9 protein-coding genes are annotated in these 20,720 nt (G+C 45.2%); all 9 read right to left on the bottom strand.

Going from position 1 to position 20,720, the window contains the following annotated elements; genetic code table 11:
* Positions 1-65: 65 nt before the first annotated feature.
* Positions 66-2,339, bottom strand: a complete 2,274-nt coding sequence (locus QUB66_RS14060) for an FdhF/YdeP family oxidoreductase (protein ID WP_265236721.1) — start codon at positions 2,337-2,339, stop codon at positions 66-68.
* Between the two features lie 322 nt (positions 2,340-2,661).
* Positions 2,662-7,863 (bottom strand): nSTAND1 domain-containing NTPase, encoded by a 5,202-nt coding sequence (locus QUB66_RS14055; protein ID WP_332969078.1) that lies wholly within the window; start codon positions 7,861-7,863, stop codon positions 2,662-2,664.
* Between the two features lie 547 nt (positions 7,864-8,410).
* Entirely contained in the window at positions 8,411-8,776 is a 366-nt protein-coding gene (locus QUB66_RS14050; protein WP_265236727.1) for a hypothetical protein, read from the bottom strand.
* Positions 8,777-9,380: 604 nt separating this feature from the next.
* Positions 9,381-10,073 (bottom strand): response regulator transcription factor, encoded by a 693-nt coding sequence (locus tag QUB66_RS14045; RefSeq protein ID WP_265236729.1) that lies wholly within the window; start codon positions 10,071-10,073, stop codon positions 9,381-9,383.
* Between the two features lie 373 nt (positions 10,074-10,446).
* Entirely contained in the window at positions 10,447-11,274 is an 828-nt protein-coding gene (gene map / locus QUB66_RS14040) for a type I methionyl aminopeptidase (protein ID WP_265236731.1), read from the bottom strand.
* A gap of 349 nt (positions 11,275-11,623) precedes the next feature.
* Positions 11,624-13,714, bottom strand: a complete 2,091-nt coding sequence (locus QUB66_RS14035) for a hybrid sensor histidine kinase/response regulator (protein WP_332969077.1) — start codon at positions 13,712-13,714, stop codon at positions 11,624-11,626.
* A 7-nt stretch (positions 13,715-13,721) separates the two neighbouring features.
* Positions 13,722-14,429 carry a chemotaxis protein CheB gene (locus QUB66_RS14030; RefSeq protein ID WP_332969076.1) on the bottom strand — a complete coding sequence of 236 codons (708 nt, stop codon included), beginning with the start codon at positions 14,427-14,429 and terminating at the stop codon, positions 13,722-13,724.
* Positions 14,401-15,228, bottom strand: coding sequence for a CheR family methyltransferase (locus QUB66_RS14025; protein WP_332969075.1), 828 nt, complete (start codon positions 15,226-15,228; stop codon positions 14,401-14,403). Before QUB66_RS14025 ends, QUB66_RS14030 begins: the two co-directional genes overlap by 29 nt.
* Positions 15,229-15,455: 227 nt before the next feature.
* Positions 15,456-20,720 (bottom strand): HAMP domain-containing protein (locus QUB66_RS14020; protein ID WP_332971244.1); only part of this gene is annotated, 5,265 nt, incomplete at its 5' end.

Below are 20,720 nucleotides of genomic sequence, written 5' to 3'. Positions count from 1 at the left end.
CTTCGTTATAACCGGCAGATTCGGTAAAAACCCGGTTTCTTTAGTCAGAGTGCGCCCAAAACTGATTAAGCTTCTGCGTATACCAAAGCAGGTACTCGCTTGTAAGCAGGCGTGCCCGATCGCTTTTCAATCTCCGGGTGAAAAATTACATTAACTTCAGGATAAAACATCAAAGCAGCACCCTCACGAACCGCCCCATAAATCACTTCCACATTTTCCATTTTCCCCACATTTCCCTGTACCGTAACCCGCTGATGTTCTTGCATACCAGTGCTTTCTGCATCCGCGCGATTCATCAGAATGCAGTTGCGGTGTGGCATTCCCCGGTACTTGTCATCAATTTTATAAACCACAGTATTGTGCTGAGAATAACTGCGCCCCGTCATCAATGCCACCACTAAACCCCGCACCGATTCCGATACTCCAAACTCTTTAATTTCCGGTAGTTTCAGCAAGGGCAAAGGCGTTACAAACATCTTGGCTTTGCCGGAATCAGTCGGGAATTTAGGTTCCGTAAAAATCCGCCCGCTGATAGTAAACTCCTCTTTGGTTTCATCAATTGTTGCCATTTTTTCATAGCCAGGAATCGTTTTAGCAATCAATTGTCGAACATATTTAGTATCTTGAAGTTGTCGCCAATCTACCGGATAAGTGCCATGAATTCGGCTCGCCAATTCTGTCAAAAAATGCACTTCTGGAATTAAATCAGCATCTTTGAGATGAGTTTCTCCTTCATCATTGAAACGTACAAAATTATTACCAGATTCTACCGTTGTTTTGTGGGGATTTTCAAAGCGATTCAGCACCGGCAGCACAATTGTATTGTACTTTGCCAATCCGCTAAAATGTCCTAAGTTTGGTTTAGTTGCGAGGTAAATAATGGTTTCAATCTTGCCTAAAGCACGTTTTGCCTCAGTTGAATCTGGATTTGCCCCGTACAAGTTGCCACCCAAACAGATCAGCGTATCGACTTTGCCTTCATCTGCTGCTTCAATGAGCGATCGAGTATTGTAACCCTTAACAGCGCTCAGGGGACGCCCCAACAACTGTTCGAGAGTATGTTGGATTTCTTTTTTCAGCTCCACAGTCACGCCCATAGAGCCGAATCCTTGGACGTTTGAGTGTCCTCTCACCGGCATTAATCCCGCCCCTGTTTTGCCGACATTTCCCGTCATCAAAGCAGTGTTGGCCAGGCTGAAAACATTATCTACGCCGTTTTGTTGTTGAGTAATTCCCATCGCCCAACCGAATACAACCCGCTTAGAATTGCCGATGATTTTAGCTGCTGCCTCAATTTCCGCTTGAGAAACCCCGCAAGTTTTAGTAATAGTTTCCCAGTCGGTTTCGCGGGCGTGCTGCACTACCGCTTCCCAGCCTTCTGTGTGGGCTTGCAAGTATTTTTCGTCTAACAATCCTTGTTCGATTACCGATTTTTGAATTCCCACAAATAGGGCTGTGTCGCTGCCGGGAATTGGTTGCAAGTAGAGCGAGGAAATATCGGAACCGGGGACGAGAGATTTGACGGGAAATGCTGGAGAACCAAACTTGACTAACCCGATTTCCATCACTGGATTGATGACAATTACTTTACCGCCTTTGTCGCGAATTTTAATCAACTCGTTCATGAAGCGGGGATGATTGTAGGCAGAATTCGCGCCCGCGAGCACGACGCAATCTGCTTGCTTCAAGTTTTCTAGACTCACTACCGAGGTGCGGGTAGCAAACATTTCGCTTAACCCGGTTGTCGAGGGAGCGTGGCACAAATCCGAACAATCTGCTAAGTTATTGGAACCCATCGCGCGCATCATTAATTGCAGCAGAAAAGCCGCCTCGTTGGAAGAGCGGCCGGAACTGTAAGATGCCACTCGTTCCGGGCTTTTGCGAAATCCAGCCTCGGCAATTTCATAGACTTCTTGCCAAGAAATGCGATCGTAATGAGACGAACCAGCCCGCAAAATCATCGGAAAACTCAGCCTTCCTAGCCTATCTGCTTCCATTGAAGTTAATTGCTGGAGTTCTTCAATTCTGTGCTGTTCAAAATAGTGAGTCTTGACAGCAGGTTTAATTTCAGCCGAGATTGCTTCAACGCTTTTCATGCAGCGCTGAAGTTTTTCGCCCTCTTCATTCGTAAAGCCTCCTTTCTGCCCGCCAGTGCCCCAAGAACAGGACAAACAAGCACTATTGTGTAGCAAAGTTTTCCAAAGTTTCGGCCCTTCCGGGGACAAAGTATGCTCTGCCCAAAACTGAATTACGGGTAAACCGCCACCGATGTCTGGTGTTTCCTCATTTTTCTCGCTGAAGGGCGGAACGGGTTGGATATTTTGGGAGTTGATTTCCATGCGGTTTACCTTTTATTTGAATTGGGAGTTGATGTGCAATTAAGTTTATTAGTCTAATTTACCGCAAATTTACAGCACAAAAAATGAGTCAATAGATAGATGTTTTAAGAAGACCCGGCGGTTCCAACCGCCATCTTATTTTACCAGAAAGAATTGGTTTAAAGCCTCTCCCTTGTAGGGAGAAATTAAAATCAGACTATTCATTACTCCAATCCTCTTCCTTCTTTTGTCAAGTGCTGTCAACTCTTCTCCCTTGCGAGCGGGTAAGCTGTCAACTATCAACTATCAACTATCAACTGTCAACTGTCAACTGAATGAAGGTTTACTTCCTCTTATTTAACGCCTGCTTCCCAAACCCAAGACAAAGCATTCGATCGCCCTCAGTGACATTTGGGTCATTCTGCAAATAATCCCCCAACCACTCGCAACTCCGAGCAATAATATTATTCAGCTCCAAATTCTCCACAGGCAACAGAATTACAGTCCGATCCCTGCTAGCAAAACCGAGAGTTTTGCTGTCAGAACTAAAAGTAACGCTCAACACCCGATCGCTCGATTCCAAAGTCTTCGATAGCAGCGCCTTCTTGCCGTCAAAATTCCACAGCTTAACCGTATTTCCCGCACTCGCCGCCGCAATCAACTTGCCGTCAGGACTGAAGCTCACGCTTTCCACAGTATCGCTGTGGTCGAGTTTTTCAGTTAAATTTGCGGTCTTGCCATCAAACCCCCACAAGTAAACTTTTTTGTCAGCGCAAGCAGCAGCAACAGTCTTGCCATCTGGACTGAAACTAACATTTCTGACACTATCCGCGTGATCGAGAGTTGTCAGAATCTTCGCCGACGTACCGTTAAATTGCCAGAGGTAAACTCTATTTTCTCCGGCAATTTCAAAAGCATTTTTCTTGTCGCTTGCCTTGTCGTCAGTAGCAGTAGCAGTAGCAATAGTTTTGCCGTCGGGGCTGAAACTAACGCTAATTACTGGATTGCTGTGATCGAGTTTTGCCAACAAAGTTGCTTTAGCACCGTTCCAGCGCCAGAGGTACAATTTGCGATCGGCACTGGCGGCGGCAATTATCTTGCCATCTGGACTAAAACTCACGCTTCTCACAATGCCACTATGACGCAGAGTATCTAACAGTTTCCCATTTAAACTCCAGACTTTCACCGTTTTGTCATCGCTGGCAGAAGCAACAGTTTTATTGTCCGGCGAAAAGCTCGTCCAGGTAACAGAATCCTTGTGACCTGTTAAGGTTTTAATTAAACTGCCATCAGGGCGCCAAAGTTTCACCGTCTTGTCGCCGCTAGCCGAAGCAATTGTTTTGCCGTCCCCACTAAAACTTACTTTATAAACCCAGTCTCCGTGTCCAGATAAAATCTTATTCAACGGAGTGCTGTTTGGTTGCCAAATTTTTACCATTTTGTCCTTACTTGCGGAAGCAATCGTGCCGTCTTTGCTGAAACTTACGGCCCTCACGTCGTCTTGATGTCCTCGAAAAGTGTTGAGCAAAGTGCCGCTGCGACTCCAAACTTTCACCGTATCGTCGGCGCTGCCGGTGACAATTTTTTCGCCGTCGCGACTGAAACTCGCGCTAACAACTGCATCGTTGTGTCCTTTGAGAGTTTTGATTTCCTCACCCTTTCGGTTCCAAATTTTGGCTGTGGTGTCGCCACTGGCTGAGACGAGTTGTTGGCTGTCGGGACTGAACTTAACGCTGTAAACAATGTCAGAATGTTTGGTTAATGTTTTGGGATTAATTTGAAATTTTTGGGTTTTACCTTTGCGATTCCAAAGTTTGATAGTTTTGTCAACACTTGCTGAAGCAATTGTTTTGCCGTCGGGGCTGAAACTGACACCGAGCACCCAGTCTTTGTGTCCGGTTAAGGTTTGCACCAATGTTTTTGTTTCCAGGTTCCATATTTTGATGGTGTTGTCGTGACTCCCGGAGGCTAGGGTTTTGCCGTCGGGGCTGAAGCTGACGCTGGTGACGATATCGCGGTGGCCCGATAAAGTGGCGATCGCACTTTTGTCGTTATCCACTTGCCAAATTTTAATTTTGCGATCGGCGCCACCAGTTGCGATCGTTTTCCCATCCGGGCTAAAACTAACACTCGTCACGATATCATCATGCTTGAAAGTCTTTAATAACTTACCTGATTTGCTCACCAATTTAACAGTTTTATCAGCACTTGCTGAAGCAACTGAATTACCATCTGGACTCACACTCACATCCAAAACAAACTTGCTGTGTTGCTGGAAACGGTTGCTTTCTTGCACTCCAGAAATAGCTTGTCTGAGCCTCTCAGCAATTGTATTTTTAGTATCCATAGGTAGCGCGGTACTTTTCAGAGAATCGCGGCCGATTTTGATACTATTTTCCAACACTCCTAATTGATTTTTTTCATTAGAAAGCAGCAAAGCTTCCGACGCCGAATTTAGGGCATCAGTCCTACTTGTTTCTGCTTCTTGGCGCGCGCTTTCTGCTAATTTTGCTTGCTCGAATCCCATCCACGAAACACCTCCGAGTACCAGCAATCCTAGAATCGCCGCCCGCAATTGCCATCTCCGACTTTGATAAAGTTGAGCTTCCGCTTGGTGTTGTTTGTCTCTAGCTAAGCGCTGGTTGTCTCTAGCTTCCGACAGCAAAGCATCTCGCTCTCTATCTTTACGAATTTGTTCAATTTCATCTCGGTTAATTTGGTTTTGCTTGCGGAGTTCCTCGAATTCTGCCTTTTTATCTAATTCTTGTTGCTGGCGGATGAAGCTAACTAGATAGTCGTGAACGAGCTGATAAAGCTCTGCCGGTAGTTCTGTCCACCGAAAAACTAAACCGGATTTGACTAACAGTTCTAAGACTAAATCTAATTTGTCAGTAGCTGCAAATATAGCCAAATCAGAGGCTAATTCGGCGCGGGTTTTCAGGGGTCGAATCTCATCTTCATCTGTGAGAAAATACAAAATTCGACGTGCAGCCCCTTCATTTTCTGGTCCGCAATCTTTGATGACTTCTTCGAGAAATCTTTCGACTAATTTTTGTTGCGGATTGTTTCCCAGATCCTGATATTGAGTTAAAGTTCTAATGTCCTCTTGTTGGAGTTGAGCGCCCACAAGTTGCAGTTCGATCGGGCGTACTTCTCCCAATTCTCCAGCTAAATCTTTGACTAATTCTTCGATCAGCTCCGGTTCTAAGTAAAACTGCGATCGTTCAGTTAAAGTGCGAATTACCGCTCGCGCATCGCCCTGGGAAAAATTACCCAAATAAAACAGAATATCTTTGCTGAGAATGTCCGCCAAAATATCATTTTTGATGGCTTGTGTTGGTTTTTTTGGTCGGGAAAATTCCAGCAAATAGTGCAGGTAATCTTCCCGTAAAGACAGGATAACTTTTAAATACTTGATTTTCAAGCATTCCCGCAAAAACTCAAAAAATATCTTTCTTTCTGCTGGCTCTTTCCACACGAAAAAGAATTCTTCAAATTGGTCAAATATCAGAACAGTCACTAGATGTTCTGAATTTGTTTGCAGCTCTTTGATGATTTTCTCATATTCGATCGCCTGTTTTTCGACAATTAATTCTACAGGCTGTGACTGCTCAATCCGATCCTGATTGATTAAGGCCGAATCGCCGTTAAATTCCTGCCGCAGATTGCCGTTGACTGCGCCTGCTACGGTCAAATCTCCCGAAGCTGCTCCCGGTACTACATCGAAATTTTCGCGATCGAATATTTCAGCTTTCCCCGCAGATAACTGTCTGGTCAATTCCCGCGGCCAGTTGTTGTAAACTTGCAGCACTACAGGCAAAACAGTCCGCATTTCGATCTTTTTTTGCTTGAGTGCCGGCACTAATCCCCCGGTGACAATTGAACTTTTACCAACTCCAGACTGACCGTAAATTACTGTCAGTTTGTCTGGGGTATTGTTCATCCTATATATCAAGCGGTTGAGGTCTGCTTCTCTACCGGAAGCTGTAATTTCGTCAGCAATAGTAGCAGCAGCGGCAACTGTTTCGGCGGCGGGATTAATCGCTTCTCTGTGCGGCTGTAATTTTCCGGCTCCAATAAAAGCTCGGAAGCGATACGTATGTTCTACCGCTCGATAATCTTGCTTAAGCTGAAATGCTTTGAGATATTCTCCCCGCTGAAAATAGAATCCTCGCAGCATTTCTAAAACGCGCAAATACAGTTGTGGGTTGTAGCAAGGTTCGGTTTCTGAGCGAGCTAGCTCTAAATGTGCGATCGCCTCCTCAACCTCGCCCAACTCGCTCTGTGCCTCTGCTAAAATTAACAAATACAAGCCTTGATGCTGCGATTTTAGAGCCGTTCCGTGTCCCGTCGCTTCAAATTTTGAGTTGAGAGAGTGTAGGGCGACTAAAGCCCATTCTTTCGCCCCTTGCCAATTCTTTTGCTCTAAGGCTACTCTAGCCAAAAAGCCGTAATCTTGAGCCAAATTAACTGTTGAGTTTTCCATATTTTCATGTAACCTCCGAGCTTTGATAGCTAAATTCCAGAGTGCATCCCAATCTTCTAAATGCTGCAATACTTCGCCGAGTTGATTGATGAATATACCGACGAGATCTGGCTGTCCGGCGCGTTCGAGAACATCAATACATTGCTGAAAATAATTTTTAGCTTCCGTCCAGTAAGGACGGTTGCCACTGCGGTGCTTTTCTGCTTGAAAACGGTAGCAAAGACCGATGTGAAAGAGTAGAATTCCCTCTAATACTGGTGCAGGGTGAACAGTAAATAACAAATCGCTAAATTCTGTTTTTGATCCGATAAATGCTACTTGATACTTCCAAAAATTGAGACTTTTTTGATACAATTCAAGGGCCGCCTGGATGCGGTGGCTAGCATATTCGTCTCGACCGCGAATAAATTGCAAACAGGCTTCAATAGCTGGTTCTAGCCTGATGTTGCAAGTTTGCAAGTCTTGCCTAGCCGACTCTAATTCAGTTAAAGAATTGGCTCCGAGAATGGTAGAGTTGCTTAAACGCCAATTGCCGCTTTCTAAAATCTTGCCAAAAATGCGATCGCAACTTTTGCCCAAGAAATTTACCAACTCGTCGGGGCCGAGTACAAATTCCACGCTTGTCGTCCAAGTCTCGATATCCGTGACTAACCGAATCAGTTTTTTTAAGATTTTGTCTGTCACCCACAGCACCACCGGGAAGGGAAAATTATTGCGAAATTCTTCCCTGACGTAGTTGGTAGATGTCAGCACGCGATCGATCGCACTTACGGACTCCAATCCAAACACCATTAAAGCTTGGGGGTGGCTACCGTCAAGTTCGGTTTCTATCGTCGTGTACAGAGTTTTAACAGATGTCGGGAGGACAAGTTCTCGAATCTCGACACCAGACTGCTGCCGCAATTGCCGTACAGTTTCCTCTCGCATCGCACTGTAATTGCACCTGACCAAAATCAGCGAAAATTGCCCCTGAGACATGGAGAGAGTCCGGGAGAGAGTTTGCAGCGAACTTTTATTTTGCTCTGCTGCGGTGTCTTGGTGGCAGTGCGAATTAGTCATAATATTTTAAAATCCTGATGGAATAGATGCTATCAAAAAAAGTTCGGAAACGGATGCAAGAAACCGATGTAATAGATAATTATTTTAGGATGCGATTTGGGGTGAATGTACGATCGCACACTCAATCATTTTCTTCCGAAGCGCACCCTAAATTTAGCGACCTGAGAAACCCGGTTTCTTCCTATATAGCGGTTCTCAAAAAAGTGAGGAGAGCCTCATGCCATATCCCCTATGCCCTATGCCCTATGCCTGATAGTACCTCATCTTTTTGAGAAAGGCTATTTCTCGTTACTATACCCAAAACTCGTAGAAACCCGGTTTCTAGCTGCCCGTACCTCAGCTCTGAAACTGTCCGATTATTTGAACCGATCGCCCTTAAAGCATACCCGAAAAAATACATACTCTGTTATTATCATAATCTCAGGAAAATCCACCGGATTTTACTAATTTTTTTTACCCTCGGTGGCTCACATTGTACCGAGCAAAAAAGTCGTGAAGCTTAGCTATCCCGTAGGGAATCGCCAAAAATCCCACAAATCCGATGCAGTTATTCGCAGACGGCGGAAATCTTGCATTCCCTGCTTTGCTGGCCCCTCGCCGCACTGAGATAAACTACGGGCGGTGGCTCCTCAATGACAACTTGCACATTTTCGATCAGAATTTTATCAATCTCCATATCTAAATTAGTAGCTGAAAAATCAGGTAGATCCCAATCTTCGCTTTCTTCAATGAGGATTGTTGTGGTTGGTGCCACCATCTCTAAATCAAGCTCATCACCAAAATTAGAAACTTGCTTATTTGGTTCTATTTTCTGACTGGTATCAGTAGCTACAGCTTGAGTGGTATTGGTCATTAGTACGATCGGCAATGCTACCATTGCACTTATCGTTTGTCGCGCCGTGATTTTCCCCATAATCTCCTCCTAGTATCAACTAAATTTTGGTGCTGCTATAAATTCAAACATCCGCCGCTACTTTGCTGCGCTGCTATTAATTAATAGTCGCTTATTTTTCGACAAAATATACCCCTATCTGTGACACTTTAGGGCAAGTTTGCCTGACGGAGGGTATCCGGCTAACTCTTTCCGTTTCTATTGATTACGTGAAAACTCTTAAACAATCAGGTTTTCTTTTAAGTAATTTCGGAAATGAGAGCGAGTATCTATTTCAGGCTGAAAACGGCGAAAAGTGCGATCGCACCCCCTGTTACCAGCAAACTGATTTCCTGTTAACACATCCACCGAATTTTTGTCAATACTTATAACTTGATAGTTATCATTTTTTGCATATAGCAAGCGCCACATCGGGCAGGGACATAAATAACCTCATGAATAGAGCCGATACCTGTTGAGCATAAATGGTTTGATTTCCGTACTTTGAAACTGTCAACTATCAACTGTCAACTGTCAACTGTCAACTGTCAACTGCTAACTATCAACTGCTACAATTCTCGTTACCAGGAAGAGCCTGGTAACGCAGAGCGGCGAGACATAGCCACCAGCAAAAAAGTATCGGTTCCTACTTAGTCAAACCGTGTTCTAGAGCGTAGCGCACCAACTCAGTACGGCTGTTAGTACCAGTCTTGCTAAACAAACGGCTGACATACTTTTCCACATTACGCACGCTAGTTTCCAAGCGGCGGGCAATTTCCTTATTCATCAAACCTTGAGCAACCAAATCCAAAACACTTTGCTCTCGCGGAGTCAAATCAATTTTAATCGACGAAGCACTTTGGACGATCGAACTCCGGCCACTCAGCAAAGACTCAATTCTCGCCATTTGGCTAGCCAAAGCAGCAATATCAGGACTTTCACCATTGCCACTCGTCTCCTTAGCCGCCGCGCGACGGGCCAGCAAATTCGTGACAATTGCTACCAACTCGTCGGGATCGAAGGGCTTAGAAAGATAAGCATCGCAGCCTGCTTGATAGCCTTGAATGCGATCGCCCGTCATCCCCTTAGCCGTCAAAAACACCACCGGCAAAGACTTATAGCGAGGATCTTCCCGCACTTGCTTCAGAAACTGATAGCCGTCCACCTGCGGCATCATAATGTCTGAAATCACCAAATCAGGATTGATCTGCTGCAATAGTTCCCAGCCATCCCGAGCATTACTGGCAACCTCAACCGAAAAATCGCTATCTTCCAAATAAGCTTGTACCGCTTCCCGCAAGCCCGGTTCATCATCTACCAATAATAATCGTGCTAACATATCCGTTACCCTTACGTTTTATCAATATTATCTTTGAATTTAGCCTAATTCAATTATTTTTTTCCTCCATCTATAGAATCAACTTAAAAAATTGTAGTTAAACTCCTATACGGTTCAGTTAAACCTGATCCCCCCTAGCCCCCCTTAAAAAGGGTGGGACAAGAAATTTCTCAAAGTCCCCCTTTTTAAGGGGGATTTAGGGGCATCTCCGGGGAATAAACATCATTAACTAAACCGTATTGTGGTTAAACTCAAGAGGTTTAAGTTTTGTTTTGATCCAATGATTAAAAACTGATTAATTCAAAAATCAAAACCGCGCAGCGTTGTTCGCGCGAGCGCGGCAATCGCACAATTATTCTTGAACCATTGCGACTTAAACTTTTGAACGATCGGTCAAAATTTCATAACCGGTGTCCGTCACCAACACAGTATGCTCAAACTGAGCAGACATAGCATTATCAACCGTTACAGCAGTCCACTTGTCAGCAAGCGTCCGAGTGAACTTAGAACCCGCATTCAGAATCGGCTCGATCGCCAATGTCATACCCGATCGCAATTTCACATTCGGCATTTCGCGAGTACGGAAATTAAAAACCGACGGTTCCTCGTGCAAATTGCGCCCGACACCGTGGCCTGTAAACTCTTCAACGATGCTAAAACCGTTGCTTTTGACATGATCCTCGATCGCACCAGCCAGATCCAGCAAATACGCTCCCGCCTTCACTTGTTCAATACCTTTATAAAGAGCTTCTTCGGCAACTCTAATTAATTTTGCAGATTCCGGTGTCACCTCAACAACTGCGATCGTGATGCAAGAATCGCCATGAAAACCTTGGTAATATGCTCCCGTATCTACTTTGAGAACATCTCCGGCACGAATTACTTTTTTGCGGCTGGGGATGCCGTGAACAACTTCGTTATTAATGCTAGAGCAAATCGATCCAGTGAAACCGTGATAGCCTTTAAAACTAGGAGTTGCACCCATTTCTCGGATGCGTTTTTCGGCATAAATATCCAAATCAGCAGTAGTCATTCCCGGTTTTACAAGTTGCGAAATTTCTTTCAGTACGGTTGCGACAATTTTCGCCGCCTGCCGCATTATTTCGATTTCGCGTTCCGACTTAATTTCAATGCCTCGACGCTGTTTTGTGACTTGGGGTTGTTTAGTTGGTGCGGAAAGCAGACTGCTAAAAATATTCATTGAATGTCAGGTAATTTTGTAGTTTGAAGGCAGGTTAAAGCAAAAAACGGCAAATGTCCGGTTTTTTGGGGAAACACCGGTGTCTTGTTCCGAACTGTCGATCGCTCGTCCTTTCAGCTAGTTTAATATTTTTCTTGATAATCGGCACGGGAAAGGCGGATATGCGGAGAGGGATCGGGAGAAAGGGGGAGAGGGGGAGAGGGAGAGGGGGAGAGGGGGAGAGGGGGAGAGGATTTTTGATGTGCCGCGCGATCGCTCAATACAATTTAAATGCAGTACAACTTACCAAATCCGGCTTAGATACCCCGTCGCTGTCGATCGTCTGTCTCCGCAGACGATAGTTTTACTCTCAGGCGGTTTCAACCGCCGAGTCCCTTTGAGCCTCCGATCTCTGGCCTTTTAAGTTGAATGATTCAACAGCTTTGAGGCCCACCGGATTGCTGAGGATTCCTGCGACGTTGGCAATTCCTGCAATTAATTTAGTTACCTCAACAGGTTTAGATAAGTGCATCTGGAAACCAGCTTCCAGCGCTTGTCGGCGATCGGACTCTCTCACGTAAGCTGTCAGGGCGATCGCAGGCATCTTTCGATCCCGCAGCACTTCCATTTCTCTCACCCGCGCGATCAACTCATAGCCGTCTGCTCCCGGCATTCCAATGTCGCTCAGCAGCACATCTGGCCAAGAACTCTCCAGTGCAGCTAGAGCCCCGGCCACCGATGCTGCCGATCGCACCACAGCTCCTTCGTCTTCGAGTACAGCAATCAAAAACTCCCGCGTGTCATCGTCATCATCCACCACCAGCAATTGCAAATTAGCAAGAGTTGGGAGAGCCTCTGTCGCGTCATTGAGTTCAGAGCAATCATCAAGATCACCTTGCCCGTTGTCCTCAGCAACTGGCAGAGAAACCGTAAATTTCGCACCCTCGCCCGTATTATTCTGTGCGCCAACCTTACCACCGTGCTGTTCCACCAAGTGACGGACGATCGCCAATCCCAGCCCCAAACCCCCGTAAGACCTAGTTGTGCTGCTATCAGCTTGGCGGAAGCGATCGAAAACATAAGGCAGAAAATCAGGAGCAATACCAATTCCGCTATCAATTATCTGAATTTGGGCCTCGTCGCCAACTAACTTCAACCGCACCTCTATTTTACCCTCTTCAGGAGTAAACTTAATCGCATTTGAAAGCAAATTCCAGATTACTTGCTGCAAGCGATCGCTATCGCCTATAACTTTACCAACATTTGAGTCAGATTGAAATTCTATCACAATTGATTTTGTCTCTGCCAGCGGTTTCAGAGAATCAATTGCCATTTCAATCACATTTTTCAACTGAATCGGATACAAATTGAAATTTAATTTTCCGCGCAGAATTCGCGAAACATCTAAAATATCTTCAACGAGTTGCGCTTGAGATTTAGCATTTCGCTCAATTGTTTCTAGGGCTTTATCAATAGTTTCTTGGTCAAACTTTTTGGCCCGCAGCAGCCTTGACCAGCCGAGAATGGCATTTAAAGGAGTACGGAGTTCGTGGGATAGAATAGCCAGAAATTCATCCTTCATCTGGTTAGCTCTCTCAGCTTCTTGCCGCGCCACTTGTTCGCGGATCAGTCTGCCGCGTTCTTCCTCTGCTTGCTTGCGGTCTGTGATATCTCTAACCGTACCAACGTGACCGATCAGTTTTCCCAAATCCGAAAACATTGGCGACGACTGCACATGAATCCAACGCACATCTTCGTTATCAACTAATCGAAACTCACTCGAATATTCGTGACCTTCTTTAATCCAACCTAACCAATCTGCTACTACGCGATCGCGGTTTTCAGGATGAACCGACCGCTGCCAAACTGACACCAAATTTTCATCCAAAATTAACCCGGAAATCTCTTGACAGCGGGGATTCATGTAAGTACAGCGACCTTCAACGTCAGCTAAGTAAATTCCCAGGGGCGAACAAGCACACAAAGTACGAAATCGCTCTTCACTTTTACTGAGTTCATTATTAACAGTAGCTAACTGTGTTGCTTGTCGCTTCACCTCGGCTGTTTTTTGGAACAATTCCACAAATACCTGCACCTTCGATGTCAATATTTCCGGTTCCAAAGGTTTGAAGAGGTAATCCACCGCACCCAGAGAATAACCTTTAAACACGTGGGTGTCATTACTGCTGAATGCTGTGACAAAAATAATCGGAGTCGATCGCGATCGATCTCTGGAGCGAATCAATGTTGCCGTCTCAAATCCATCCATTCCCGGCATCTGCACATCAAGCAAAATCACCGCAAAATCGTCATTCAGCAGACATCTCAGAGCCTCCGCGCCCGAATTAGCTTGTACTAGATTATAAGAATGGCTGTTGAGGATAGCTTCTAGAGCCACCAAATTTTCTGGCCGATCGTCAACTAGAAGGACATTTACTTGATTTTCGCGTTCCACATCCATAAATTTTTTAATTTTTAATTGTTAGCAAGTTGACTAAACACGGAGCGATTTTAGAGAGGGGTAAAATCCAGTCTACTTCAACATTTGCGATCGCGGACGCCGGCATTGTCCGGCATAGAGCCGAAGCAGGTTCCTCCACAAATGTCAATCCTCCCTCAGCTTTAATTTTTGCCAGCCCTTCACTCCCATCAGAACTAGCTCCCGTTAAAATTATGCCGATAACTTTCTCCCCAAAGGCATCAGCAGCAGACTCAAACAGCACGTCGATAGAGGGCCGCGCGTGGCAGACAGGAGCATCAGTTGATAGTGCAAATGTAGGAGAAACGCGACTGAGGATTGGGGATTTTGAATTGTCGATTGGCTCCGCCGCCGCGCTCTCCCATGCTGTACCGTCGTTTTCATCAATGCTAAATTTCTCCATCCAGGGCAATTCTACGAGCAAGTGATAGTCAGCGGGAGCCAAGTAAATCCGGCCAGGGGCGATCGGCTCTTTGTCTTGAGCCTCCGTGATTTGGAGAGAGCTTTGCTGTTGTAAAAAATCCGTAAGGCTGTTAGGAGAAGTCTTATGGCGGTGTTGGACAATAACCACAGGCAAAGGAAAACTTTGTGGCAAATCTGCCAGCAGGACAGTCAGAGCATCTAGCCCTCCCAAAGACGTGCCAACAACCACTATCTCAAAAATATTTTTATTTAATTTTGCGGTAGAGTTTGTCACTTCGTTCAACTGCTTCATAGTTTTTTTCATAAGGTGTAAAAGTTAGAGACTCCTGATGTCCTAATCCTAAAATTCCAAACATTCCCAAGCTCTCATAAAAAAGTTTATGTACCCGTTCTTGGAGTTGTGAATTGAAATAAATCATCACATTACGGCACAGAATTACATTAAATTCATTAAAAGAAGTATCTGTTGCTAAGTTGTGGTGAGCAAAGACCATGTTATCTTTAAGTGAAGACCCAAAAATAGCATTTTCATAGGCAGCAGTATAATACTCGGAAAACGCTTTTTTGCCCCCTGCTTGATGGTAGAGATGCGTATATTCTTGCATTTGTTTCAAAGGAAATATACCAGCTTTGGCTGTTTTTAACACTAATTCGTTCATGTCAGTAGCGTAAATCCGACAGCGGTTATACAGTCCTTCTTCTTGCAGCAAAATTGCCATAGAATAGACTTCTTCTCCCGTTGAACATCCAGCGTGCCAAATCCGAATAAAAGGATAAGTACGCAGCATCGGCACCACTTTTTTTCGGAAACTAATGTAAAATCCTGGATCGCGAAACATTGTAGTTACATTCACAGAAACATCCACCAAAAAACGCTCTAAACAGGCAGGATTGTGGAGTATTTTGTCCTGAAGTCCAGAGACCGTGGTGAGCCGTTCCGCTCGAATAGTGTTCCAAATGCGGCGCTTGATAGAGGCAAGAGCATAATTACGAAAATCAAATCCGTAATAGCGAAATATTCCCTCTAGTAGGAGTTGAATTTCGATTGTTTCCAGTTCATGAGTTTCGGGCATTAGTAATTAGTAATTGGGAATTGGGCATTGGGCATTGGGCATTGGGCATTGGGCATTGGGAATTGTGAATTGTGAATTGGGCATTGGGCATTGGGCATTGGGCATTGGTAGCACCTAACAAATAACTACTGACTACTGACTACTGACTACTGACTACTGACTACGGCCAACTGCCAACTGCCAACTGCCAACTGTCAACTGTCAACTGTCAACTGTCAACTGTTCCATTACCGATAAAGCCAAACGCGCAGCAGCGAGAGCAATTGTTCCGTATCAACAGGCTTCGTGATGTAGTCAGACGCCCCAGCTTCGATACATTTTTCCCGATCGCCCTTCATAGCTTTCGCAGTAAGAGCAATCATTGGCAGCGAACCGAATTGAGGCATCTTGCGAATTGCTTCCATTGTCTCGTAACCGTCCATCTCCGGCATCATCACGTCCATCAACACAATATTTATGTCAGGCGTATTTTGTAACTGAGCAATACCTTCTCGGCCGTTTTCAGCAAACACAATTTGCATTAAATGGCGCTCCAGCATACTCGTGAGGGCGAAGATATTCCGCACGTCGTCGTCAACAATCAAGACTTTTTTGCCCGCGAGTGTCGAATCTGTTTGATATAACTGTTCTAGCATTTGGCGCTTAGGTTCCGGCAAATTTGCTTGAACTCGGTGCAAGAACAAAGCAGTTTCATCCAACAGGCGCTCTGGCGATCGCACATCTTTAATAATTATTGTTTCCGCCATGCGCTTAAGTTGAGTTTCTTCAGTTCTCGTCAACTCTTTGCCCGTATAAATAATAATCGGCAAACTTTTCAAACTCGGCTCTTGCTTAATCTGCTCGATCAGTTCAAAACCAGTCATATCTGGCAGTCCCAAATCTAGCACAATGCAGTCAAACTGCCCAGCCTTCAAAGTTTCTAGCGCCTCTGCACCGCTACCCACAGCCGTCGTTGAAACATCGTGATTGCCGATTAAATCCACAATGCTAAGACGTTGCGTTTCGTTGTCTTCCACAACTAGCAAATTCTTCACGGGGCGCTCCACAAAACCCTTAATATCAGTCAAAGCTTTGCTCAAAGCCTCATGACTGACAGGCTTTTGTAAATACGCGATCGCCCCTAACTGCAAACTGCGCTGCCGCCCTTCTTCAACTGATACAATGTGAACCGGAATGTGGCGCGTAGTCGCGTCGTGCTTCAGGCGATCGAGTACAGTCCAGCCATCCATCACAGGCAAATTCAGATCCAGCATAATCGCCGTTGGCTTGAACTCTCGCGCCATCGCCAAACCGATATCACTCCGCAACGCAACCAAAGCTTTAAAACCCTGTTCCTGCGCCATATCCACCAGAATCCGAGCAAAATTGACATCATCCTCGATAATCAAAAGGATGCGATCGCCACTCTCAATATTTTCTCGGTCATCAGATATTGTTACCGACGGATAAGGCGCGACCGGCAAATGGAAATTCGGCGAAGGAACTGTCCCAGAAACACCAGGGGACAACTGCGCCGTTGGGTTGTCGGTTCCCGAATCGCGATCGTTCATTATTATTTCCGATTCTTGGTAAGTTTGCGGCAGATAAAGCGTAAATTTACTACCCTCACCAGCGCGACTCGTCAACTTAATTTCTCCCCCTAACAGATTAGCAATTTCTCTACTAATAGACAAACCCAAACCAGTGCCCCCGTATTTCCGGCTAGTGCTACCATCAGCTTGTTGGAAAGCCTCAAAAATAACCCTGTGTTTGTCATCAGAAATCCCAATCCCCGTATCGCTAACCGAGAAAGCCAAAACAGTAGCAGAACTCGTTAAAGCTTCAATCTCTAAACTCCACCCTTCCCGCACTACTTCGACACCCAACTTCACCTCACCCCGCTCAGTAAACTTAAAAGCATTAGAGAGAAGATTCTTCAAAACTTGTTGCAGCCGTTTAGCATCAGTATAGATACCTTTTGGCAACCCAGCCTCAAGCTCTATTTTAAAACTCAACTTCTTATCCAGAGCCATTTGGCGGAAAGTTCGATCCAAATGCTCTCGCAAATCCCCAAACAAAACTTGCTCAATATCCACCGACATCGTGCCCGATTCAATTTTAGCAAGATCCAAAATGTCATTAATCAGTTCTAACAAATCAGTTCCCGCCGAATAAATAGTGCGCGTGTATTCAACTTGCTTAGAACTCAAATTGCCGTCAGGATTATCTGAAAGCAATCGAGCCAAAATCAACAGCGAATTCAGCGGAGTTCGCAACTCGTGAGACATATTTGCCAGAAACTCCGACTTATACTTAGAAGTTAGAGCCAACTGTTCGGCTCTTTCTTCCAGCAACGCCCTCGCCTGTTCGATATCTCGATTTTTCCGCTCAACTTCCTTATTTTGCAGCGCCAACAATTCAGCTTGTTCTTCTAATTCTTCATTCGTTTGTTGCAACTCATCCTGCTGATTTTTCAACAATTCCTCAGATGCGCGGAGCGACTGCGCCTGTTCTTCGAGACGCTTGTTAGTTTGCGTTAGTTCCCTTTGCTGATTTTGCAACTCTTCTGTCAAAGACTGCGACTGTTTTAATAAGTCTTCCGTCCGCATACTCGCCCCAATTGTATTTAGAACAATCGCGATACTTTCTGTAAGTTGGTCGAGAAATGTCAAATGTATTTCGCTGAAGCGGCGGAACGAAGCTAACTCAATTACTGCCGTCACTTGTCCCTCAAACAGTACGGGTAAAACCACGACATTCAGCGGCGCAGATTCTCCCAGCCCCGAACTAATTTTAACGTAATTGTCCGGTACTTCCGTCAACAGGATTCGTTCTTTTTCCAGGGCGCACTGTCCGACCAAACCTTCACCTAAACTGAATCTATTTCCTAGATGCTTGCGTTCCCGGTAGGCGTAGGTACTTAACAGTTTGAGAAACGGATCGTGATCTATAGATTCCATCATAAAAAAGACACCGTGCTGAGCCGAAACCAGCGGAGTCAATTCAGAAAGAATCAGTTTAGAAACAGTTTCTAAATCCCGCTGACCTTGTAGCATTCGAGTGAACTTAGCCAGGTTTGTTTTAAGCCAATCTTGCTCAGTATTTTTATGCGTTGTCTCCCGGAGATTGACAATCATCTGGTTGAGATTATCTTTGACAATGGCAACTTCTCCTTCAGTAGCGACGGAAATTGACCTCGTTAAATCGCCTCTAGTAACAGCAATTGCCACTTCGGCGATCGCCCGCAACTGAGTAGTCAAATTCGCCGCCAATTCATTCACATTGTCCGTCAAATCTCGCCACGTCCCCGCCGCCCCCGGAACCTTCGCCTGACCACCCAATTTCCCTTCAATTCCAACTTCCCGCGCCACCGTAGTAACTTGATCGGAAAACGTCGCCAGCGTATCGATCATCTCGTTAATCGTATCAGCCAGAGTCGCAATTTCTCCCTTAGCTTCCAGAATTAATTTACGCTTCAAATCGCCATTCGCCACCGCCGTCACAACTTTAGCAATACCCCGCACTTGCGCCGTCAAATTCTCCGCCATCGAGTTTACATTGTCGGTTAAATCTTTCCAAGTCCCCGCAACTCCTTTCACCTCAGCTTGACCGCCCAATTTACCCTCAGTTCCCACCTCCCGCGCCACCCGCGTCACCTCAGAAGCGAAGGAATTAAGCTGATCAACCATCACATTAATAGTATCTTTCAACTCCAGAATTTCGCCTTTAACATCAACGGTAATTTTCTTAGACAAATCTCCATTTGCTACCGCCTTCGTCACTTCCGCAATATTCCGCACCTGCGCCGTCAAATTCCCCGCCATCAAGTTAACTGAATCAGTTAAATCTTTCCAAGTTCCTCCTACCCCGCGCACGTAAGCTTGCACCCCTAATTTGCCTTCCGTTCCTACTTCCCTAGCAACTCTGGTTACTTCTGATGAGAAGGAACTCAACTGATCAACCATGATGTTAATCGTGTTTTTCAGTTCAAGAATTTCGCCTTTAACATCTACAGTAATTTTCTTAGATAAATCGCCATTTGCTACAGCAGTTGTCACTTCAGCAATATTGCGGACTTGTGCTGTTAAATTCCCGGCCATCGAGTTAACTGAATCTGTTAAATCTTTCCAGGTTCCTGCAACTCCTTTCACCTCAGCTTGCACGCCTAATTTGCCTTCGGTTCCTACTTCCCTCGCAACCCTAGTTACTTCTGAGGCGAAGGAATTCAACTGGTCAACCATCGTGTTGACAGTGTTTTTTAACTCTAGGATTTCACCTTTAACATCAACAGTAATTTTCTTAGATAAATCGCCATTTGCTACAGCAGTAGTCACCGCCGCAATATTCCGCACTTGCGCCGTCAAACTGCCGGCCATAAAGTTAACACTATCAGTTAAATCCTTCCAGGTTCCTGCTACGCCTCTGACATCAGCTTGACCGCCGAGTTTACCTTCCGAACCCACTTCCCTCGCCACCCGTGTTACTTCTGAGGCGAAGGAATTAAGTTGATCCACCATCACGTTAATGGTGTTTTTCAGTTCTAAAATTTCGCCTTTAACCTGTACCGTAATTTTCTTAGACAAGTCACCGTTAGCAACAGCAGTCGTCACATCAGCAATGTTGCGGACTTGTGCTGTTAAATTGTTCGCCATCGAGTTAACTGAATCCGTTAAATCTTTCCAGGTTCCTGCTACTCCCTGCACTTCTGCTTGTACGCCTAATTTCCCTTCGGTTCCTACTTCCCGCGCCACCCTAGTTACTTCTGATACGAAGGAATTTAACTGGTCAACCATCGTGTTGACGGTATTTTTTAACTCCAGAATTTCCCCTTTAACATCTACGGTAATTTTCTTAGATAAATCGCCCTTGGCCACAGCGGTTGTCACATCAGCAATGTTGCGGACTTGTGATGTCAAACTGCCGGCCATGAAGTTAACGCTATCAGTTAAATCTTTCCAAGTTCCCGCAACTCCTTTAACTTCTGCTTGACCGCCTAGTTTGCCTTCGGAACCAACTTCTCTCGCAACTCTGGTTACTTCTGAGGCGAAGGAATTCAACTGATCCACCATGATGTTAATCGTGTTTTTCAGTTCGAGAATTTCCCCTTTAACATCTACGGTAATTTTCTTGGATAAATCGCCATTGGCTACAGCGGTTGTTACTTCGGCAATGTTGCGGACTTGGGCTGTTAAATTCCCGGCCATTGAGTTAACAGAATCTGTTAAATCTTTCCAGGTTCCTGCAACTCCTCTGACTTCTGCTTGTACGCCTAATTTCCCTTCGGTTCCTACTTCTCTAGCAACTCTGGTTACTTCTGATGAGAAGGAACTCAACTGATCCACCATGACGTTAATCGTGTTTTTCAGTTCGAGAATTTCCCCTTTAACATCTACGGTAATTTTCTTGGATAAATCGCCATTGGCTACAGCGGTTGTCACTTCGGCAATGTTGCGGACTTGGGCTGTTAAATTCCCGGCCATTGAGTTAACAGAATCTGTTAAATCTTTCCAGGT

The organism is Microcoleus sp. A2-C3 (genome assembly GCF_036706065.1).
In the GTDB taxonomy this organism is placed as follows: domain Bacteria; phylum Cyanobacteriota; class Cyanobacteriia; order Cyanobacteriales; family Microcoleaceae; genus Microcoleus.
This window is presented reverse-complemented; position numbering and strand designations above follow the sequence as displayed.

Bases quoted from the DNA above. Each gene is read 5' to 3' on its own strand.
- QUB66_RS14060 (WP_265236721.1), bottom strand. From the start codon at position 2,339: ATGGAAATCAACTCCCAAAATATCCAACCCGTTCCGCCCTTCAGCGAG.
- QUB66_RS14055 (WP_332969078.1), bottom strand. From the start codon at position 7,863: ATGACTAATTCGCACTGCCACCAAGACACCGCAGCAGAGCAAAATAAA.
- QUB66_RS14050 (WP_265236727.1), bottom strand. From the start codon at position 8,776: ATGGGGAAAATCACGGCGCGACAAACGATAAGTGCAATGGTAGCATTG.
- QUB66_RS14045 (WP_265236729.1), bottom strand. From the start codon at position 10,073: ATGTTAGCACGATTATTATTGGTAGATGATGAACCGGGCTTGCGGGAA.
- map (WP_265236731.1), bottom strand. From the start codon at position 11,274: ATGAATATTTTTAGCAGTCTGCTTTCCGCACCAACTAAACAACCCCAA.
- QUB66_RS14035 (WP_332969077.1), bottom strand. From the start codon at position 13,714: ATGGATGTGGAACGCGAAAATCAAGTAAATGTCCTTCTAGTTGACGAT.
- QUB66_RS14025 (WP_332969075.1), bottom strand. From the start codon at position 15,228: ATGCCCGAAACTCATGAACTGGAAACAATCGAAATTCAACTCCTACTA.